Source organism: Acidimicrobiales bacterium (assembly GCA_035536915.1).
Taxonomy (GTDB): Bacteria; Actinomycetota; Acidimicrobiia; order Acidimicrobiales; family JAHWLA01; genus JAHWLA01.
In genome coordinates this window covers 1-6,229 of sequence record DATLNE010000035.1, presented here as the reverse complement: position 1 = coordinate 6,229, position 6,229 = coordinate 1, and the positions used below count along the sequence as shown (strand labels likewise).

Sequence of the window (6,229 nt, the reverse complement as noted above, 5' to 3'; positions counted from 1 at the left end):
GAAGGCCGTCATCCCGCACGCGGCGTTGCTGCCTCAGGCTTTCGCCCATTGGGCAAGATTCCCCACTGCTGCCTCCCGTAGGAGTCTGGGCCGTGTCTCAGTCCCAGTGTGGCTGATCGTCCTCTCAGACCAGCTAGCCGTAAGCCTTGGTGGGCCGTTACCCCACCAACAAGCATGATGGCCCGCGAGCCCATCCCGAAGCGGAATCCATTTCCTCACCAAACCATGCGATTCGGAGGGGATATCCGGTATTAGCACCAGTTTCCCGGTGTTATCCCGGTCTTCGGGGCAGGTTGCTCACGTGTTACTCACCCGTTCGCCACTAGGTCTTCCCCAGTCTTGCGACTGGTTGGACCTCGTTCGACTTGCATGTGTTAAGCACGCCGCCAGCGTTCGTCCTGAGCCAGGATCAAACTCTCCATTGAGATCTCGACCCCTGGAAGGGTCTTGAGATCGGAGAGCCGGCTTTGGGAAACACTCATCCCTCCACCGACTGGCACAGAACGGACTGACTTGTCCGTTTGCTGTGCATTGACGTATGAACGAAACATCCCGGCAAGCCGGAATGCCTCGCCCGCACGAGCTTTTGGCATTCTTCTCTGTTCCGTTTTCAAGGAGCGCTCTGCGGCAGGCACGCGTCTCTCCTGGGAGGAGAGTCCGTAGGTGCGGAAATCCGCTGGCCCGAGGGACACAACCCAGTGGGTTGCACTTCCTCGGCTCCTGGCTCTCCGGGCCCCGAGGGGCTTCGTCGAGCGGGTTGTTACTCTAGCACACCGTTCTCGGCTGTCAAACGCCGGAGCCGGTGCGCCGCCCGGGGTCCGCCGGTAGCGGCCCGAGGTGGACGACACTAGCAACTGTGCGCCGGGTCGCCGCATTCCTTGTCGCGCTCGCCTTGACGGGCGGATGCGCCTGGACGACCAAGCCACTGGCGGTGCAGCAGCTGCCGGTGGCCGAGTCGTCCCGCATCTACGCGGCCGACGGCACCCTGCTCGCCACCCTGCACGCCGAGGAGAACCGGGAGACAGTCGCCTACGACCGCATCCCCGCGGTCCTACGTGACGCGGTGGTGGCCGTGGAGGACGAGCGCTTCTGGCAGCACAAGGGCGTCGACCCCAAGGCGGTGCTGCGGGCCGCCTACGCCAACGCCGAGGGCGGCGAGATCCGGGAGGGCGGCTCCACCATCACCCAGCAGTACGTGAAGAACGAGGTGGTGGGCAGGGAGCGCAACATGCGCCGCAAGATCCAAGAGGCGGCGTTGGCCGTGCAACTGGAAAAGCAGTACTCCAAGGAACGCATCCTCGAGCTGTACCTCAACACCATCTACTTCGGGAACGGCGCCTACGGGGTGCAGGCGGCGTCGAAGGAGTACTTCGCCCGGCCGGTGTTCGAGGTCACGCTGGGGCAGGCGGCGCTGTTGGCCGGGCTCATCCGGGCGCCGAGCTCCACCGATCCCTACGGCAACCCCGAGGCGGCCATGGCCCGGCGCCGGGCGGTGCTCGACAAGATGGTCGAGCTGGGCGTGGTCGAGCGGGCTGCGGCCGACGCCGCTGCTGCCGAGCCGCTCGTGGTGCAGGAGCAACGAGCCGACGAGCGCTACGCCGCCCCCTACTTCGTGGAGCGGGTGAAGCGGTTCGTCCTCGACGACCCCCGGTTCGGCGAGACGGCGGCCGATCGACGGCGGCTGTTGTTCGAGGGCGGCCTGCAGATCACCACCACCCTCGACCTGGAGAAGCAACGGCAGGCCGAGGCGGCGGTGGCCAAGGTGCTGTCGCAGCCCGAGCGGGACCCGGCGGGGGCCGTCGCCACCGTCGAGGCCAAGACGGGCTTCGTGCGGGCCATCGTGGGGGGCCGCGACTTCTTCGGCGGCGGGCCGTACGACAAGTTCGACCTGGCCACCCAGGGCTCGCGGCCTGCGGGGTCGTCGTTCAAGCCCTTCGTGCTGGCCGCCGCGCTCGAACGGGGCATCCCGTTGAGCAAGGTCTACGACGCTCCCCCGCGACTGACGATTCCCCTGACCCGTTCGACCTGGGAGGTCGACAACTACGAGGGCGGCGGCGGCGGGCAGATGAACCTGGTCGACGCCACCGTGCACTCGGTCAACACCGTGTACGCCCGGCTCATCCTGGAGGTGGGGCCGTCGGAGGGCGTGGCCATGGCGGCCCGGCTGGGGGTGACATCGCCGCAGGACCCGCTGCCCGCCGCCGTGCTCGGCTCCAACGACGTGACCGCACTGGAGATGGCTGCTTCGTATGCGACGTTTGCCAACCGCGGCGTGCGGGTGCCGCCGGTGTACGTCACCAAGGTGGTGGCCCACGACGGCTCCGTCCTGTTCCAGCACGAGCACTCGCCGGAACGGGTGATCAAGCAGGAGACGGCCGACGCGGTGACCAGCGTGTTGCAGCAGGTCGTGACCCGAGGGACGGGCGAGAATGCCCGCATCGGGCGGCCCGTGGCGGGCAAGACCGGGACCGGGCAGGTGTGGAAGGACGCCTGGTTCGTGGGCTACACGCCCGAACTGGTGACGGCGGTGTGGGTGGGCTTCCCCCGTTCGCAGGTGTCGATGGTGCCGCCCACCACGCGGGTGCGGGTGACGGGCGGGTCGTGGCCCGCGCAGATCTGGCAGCTCTACATGTCGGCGGCGACGGCCGACCGGCCCATCACGCCCTTCCCGGTGCCGCCGTCGTTGGACGGCTCGGCCGAGTCGGTGCTGCTGACGGTGCCGAACGTGCTGGGCATGCCGGTCGAACAGGCCGAGGCGGCGTTGTCACGGGAGGGGTTCCGGGCCGTGCGCCAGCTCGTGCGCAGCGACGACTACCCGCCCGGCTACGTGGTAGGGCAGACGCCGCCGGGCGACGACCAGGCGGCGGGCGGGTCGACGGTCACGCTGCAGGTGGCCAACGGGGTGGCCTCGGCCGTGGTGCCCGACGTGTTGGAGATGGCCGATGCCGCCGCTCGGGCTCGCATCTCGGAGGCGGGGTTGAAGGTGCGGGTGATCAACCAGGCCGAGCCCAAGAGCCCCGGCTCGGCCTCCCGCAAGGGCCAGGTGTGGAAGCAGTCGCCGTCGGGCTCCACCCGGGTCGACCCCGGCTCGGTCGTGACGATCTGGGTCAACCCCAAGTAGCTCCCGTCCCGAGTACATAGGGTGCCGAAAAGGCACCCTATGTACTCGGGAGCGGGGGTCTCAGCGGCGGGAGACGTTGGGGTCGTCGGAGGCCCACCAGCGCCAGGGGTGCTCGTCGCCTTTGCCTTTGGCCAGGCCGATGCGCACGCCGTTCCCCGGGGAGGCAGGCGGCGGGGTGCCGTCGTCTTCGATAGTCACGCCGCGGTCGCCGGTGACGAGGTCGGCGCCGTCGTGGGCGCCGGTGATGCCGAAGGCTTGGGCCAGCTTGGCCGGGCCGCTGCACAGGTCGCGGTCTCGCCGCGCCGTGGCACCGCGGGCGGCGCGCATGGCGTCGAGGCCGTCGAGGGGGGCGACGGCCCGCAGCAGCACGGCGACGCCGACGCCTTCGTCGCCGCACACGGCGTTGCAGCACCAGTGCATGCCGTAGGTGAAGTAGACGTACAGCAACCCGGGCGGGCCGAACATGGTGGCGTTCCTGTCGGTCATGCCCCGGTACGTGTGGCTGCCGGGGTCGATCGACCCGCAGTACGCCTCGACCTCCACGATGCGGCCGCGGCGCTCGCCTGCGACCAGCACCTTGTTCAGCAGCTCGGGCGCCACCTCACGGGGATCGCGCCGGTAGAACTCACGGCGAAGCGGCGGCAAGGCGCTCTTCGTCGACGGCCACGTGCTCCCGGAACCGCTTGAGCTGCGCCCGCACGGGGTCGGGGCCGGCGCCGCCCGCCGTGGTGCGGCGGAACACGGCCGTGCCCGGTTCGAGCAACGGCAGCGCTTCGGTGCCGAGGGCGGGGTGGGCCTCGACCAACTCCGACAGCGGCACATGGCGTTCGAGCGCGTCGCGCACCAGCCCCCCGACGATGGCATGCGCCTCTCGGAACGGGGTGCCCCGCTCGACCAGCCACTCGGCCAGGTCGACGGCCGACGACGACTCGGTGTCGGCCGCGGCGCGCATGCGCCCGGCGTCGAAGGTGGCCGTGCGCAACAGCCCGCCCAGCGCGGCCAGCGCCAACGCCACTTGGTCGAGGGCGTCGAACAGCGGTTCCTTGTCCTCTTGCAGGTCGCGGTTGTAGGCCAGCGGCAAGCCCTTGAGGGTGGTGAGGATGGCGGTCAAGTGGCCGATGAGCCTGCCCGCCTTGCCCCGGGCCAACTCGGCCACGTCGGGGTTCTTCTTCTGCGGCAGCATCGAGCTACCGGTGGCGTAGGCGTCGTCGAGGTGGAGGAAGCCGAACTCCTCGGTCGACCACAGCACCACCTCTTCGCCGATGCGCGACAGGTGCACGCCGAGGAGGGCCAGGTCGAACAGCGCCTCGGCCACGAAGTCACGGTCGCTCACCGCGTCGAGCGAGTTCTCGAAGCGGGCGCCGAAGCCCAACTCGGTGGCGGTGAAGTCGGGGTCGAGCGGGAGCGACGAGCCCGCCAGCGCGCCCGCCCCGAGGGGCGACACGTCGAGGCGGCGGATGGTCTGGAGCAGCCGGTCGACATCGCGCGACAGCGCCCAGCCGTGGGCCAGCAGGTGGTGCGCCAACAAGACCGGTTGCGCTCGCTGGAGGTGGGTGTAGCCGGGCAGGTACACGTCGCCTGCCGCTACCGCACGATCGAGCAGCACGTGCTGCAGTGCCAGCACCCGGTGCACGATGCCCCGCAACTCGCGCTTGGTGTAAAGGCGGAACGCCGTCGCCACTTGGTCGTTGCGGCTGCGCCCGGTGTGGAGCTTGGCGCCGACGGGGCCGGCGATCTCGGTGACCCGGCGCTCGATGGCCGTGTGGATGTCCTCGTCGCCCGGCTGGAACTTGAACGACTCGGTCTGTAGTTCCTCCTGCACCCGGTCGAGCGCGGCCAGCAGGATCTGGGCTTCGTCGTCGGGGAGGATGTGGCCGCGAGCCAGGCCCCGCACGTGGGCGCGGGAGCCGGTCAGGTCGTCGAGGGCCAGCCGCTGGTCGTAGGGCAGGCTGACGGTGAAAGCGAGGAGCTCGTCGGACGGGCCGTCCCCGAAGCGGCCCTGCCACAGGGTCATCCCGGGCGCCGCTCTTGGCGGGCCGCCCACGTCTGCACGCCGAGGCCCCACAACCGCACGAAGCCCTCGGCGTCCTGGTGGCGGAAGGTGTCGGCGGCGTCGTAGGTGGCGAGTCCGTAGTCGTAGAGGGCCACGTCGCTGCGGCGGCCCACGGGGAAGCACCGGCCCGGCTCGCAGCGCAGCCGCACCTCGCCGGTGACGAAGCGCTGGCTCTCGTCGATGAATGCGTCAAGCGCCTGCTTCAGCGGCGAGAACCACAGGCCGTCGTAGACCAGCTCGGCGTAGCGGGGCTCCAGGCGGGCCTTCTCGTGATGGAGGTCGCGCTCCAGGCACAGGTCCTCGAGGTCGGCATGCGCCTGCAGGAGGGCCAGGGCGCCGGGGCACTCGTAGGTCTCACGGCTCTTGATGCCGACCCGGCGGTTCTCCACCATGTCGAGGCGGCCGTAGCCGTAGGCCCCGACCACGCGGCTCATCTCGGCGATGAGCTCGTGCAGGGGCAGGGCGCGCCCGTCGATCGACACCGGGATGCCCTGCTCGAAGGCGACGACCAGCTCGATGGGCTCGGTCGCCGTCTGGCGGGTCAGCGTGTAGACGTCGTCGGGCGGCGACACCCACGGGTCCTCCATGACGCCGCACTCGATGGCACGGCCCCACAGGTTCTCGTCGATGGAGTACAGCTTCTCGCGGGTGACTTCGAGGGGGATGTCGTGCTTCTCGGCGTAGTCGATGGCGTCTTCGCGGGTGAAGCCCCAGTGGCGCACGGGGGCCAGCACTTCGAGGTCGGGGGCGAGGGCGCGGGTCGACACCTCGAAGCGCACCTGGTCGTTGCCCTTGCCGGTGCAGCCGTGGGCGACGGCGTCGGCGCCGAACTGCCGGGCTGCGGCCACGAGATGCTTGACGATCACCGGGCGCGACAATGCTGAGACGAGGGGGTACCTCCCCTCGTACATGGCGTTGGCCCGAAGAGCGGGGGCGACGAAGTCGCGGGCGAACTCATCTCGTGCGTCGACCACCACCGACTCGACGGCTCCGGCCGCGAGGGCGCGCTGACGCACGTCCTCCATGTCGCTGCCGGGTGACCTCTCCTGACCGAC

Annotated in this window: 4 protein-coding genes and 1 rRNA gene; 1 reads left to right on the top strand and 4 read right to left on the bottom strand. The window is 69.9% G+C overall.

From position 1 onward, the window contains the following. A 16S ribosomal RNA gene (locus VM938_10115) occupies positions 1–425 on the bottom strand; the annotation flags it as partial. A 431-nt stretch (positions 426–856) separates the two neighbouring features. On the opposite strand from VM938_10115, the gene VM938_10110 reads away from it, so the two are divergent. After that, positions 857–3,121 carry a PBP1A family penicillin-binding protein gene (locus VM938_10110; protein HVF75391.1) on the top strand — a complete coding sequence of 755 codons (2,265 nt, stop codon included), beginning with the start codon at positions 857–859 and terminating at the stop codon, positions 3,119–3,121. 60 nt (positions 3,122–3,181) lie between these two features. Here VM938_10110 and VM938_10105 read toward each other — a convergent pair whose 3' ends face one another. From VM938_10105 to VM938_10095, 3 genes are all read right to left on the bottom strand, one after another. Continuing rightward, a complete protein-coding gene (locus VM938_10105) occupies positions 3,182–3,766 on the bottom strand; it encodes a DNA-3-methyladenine glycosylase (protein HVF75390.1) in 585 nt (194 codons plus the stop codon). Further along, positions 3,747–5,135 carry an argininosuccinate lyase gene (gene argH, locus VM938_10100; protein ID HVF75389.1) on the bottom strand — a complete coding sequence of 463 codons (1,389 nt, stop codon included), beginning with the start codon at positions 5,133–5,135 and terminating at the stop codon, positions 3,747–3,749. The genes VM938_10105 and argH overlap by 20 nt, the downstream gene beginning before the upstream one ends. After that, positions 5,132–6,229 (bottom strand): argininosuccinate synthase (locus VM938_10095; GenBank protein HVF75388.1); only part of this gene is annotated, 1,098 nt, incomplete at its 5' end. The genes VM938_10095 and argH, both read right to left, overlap by 4 nt.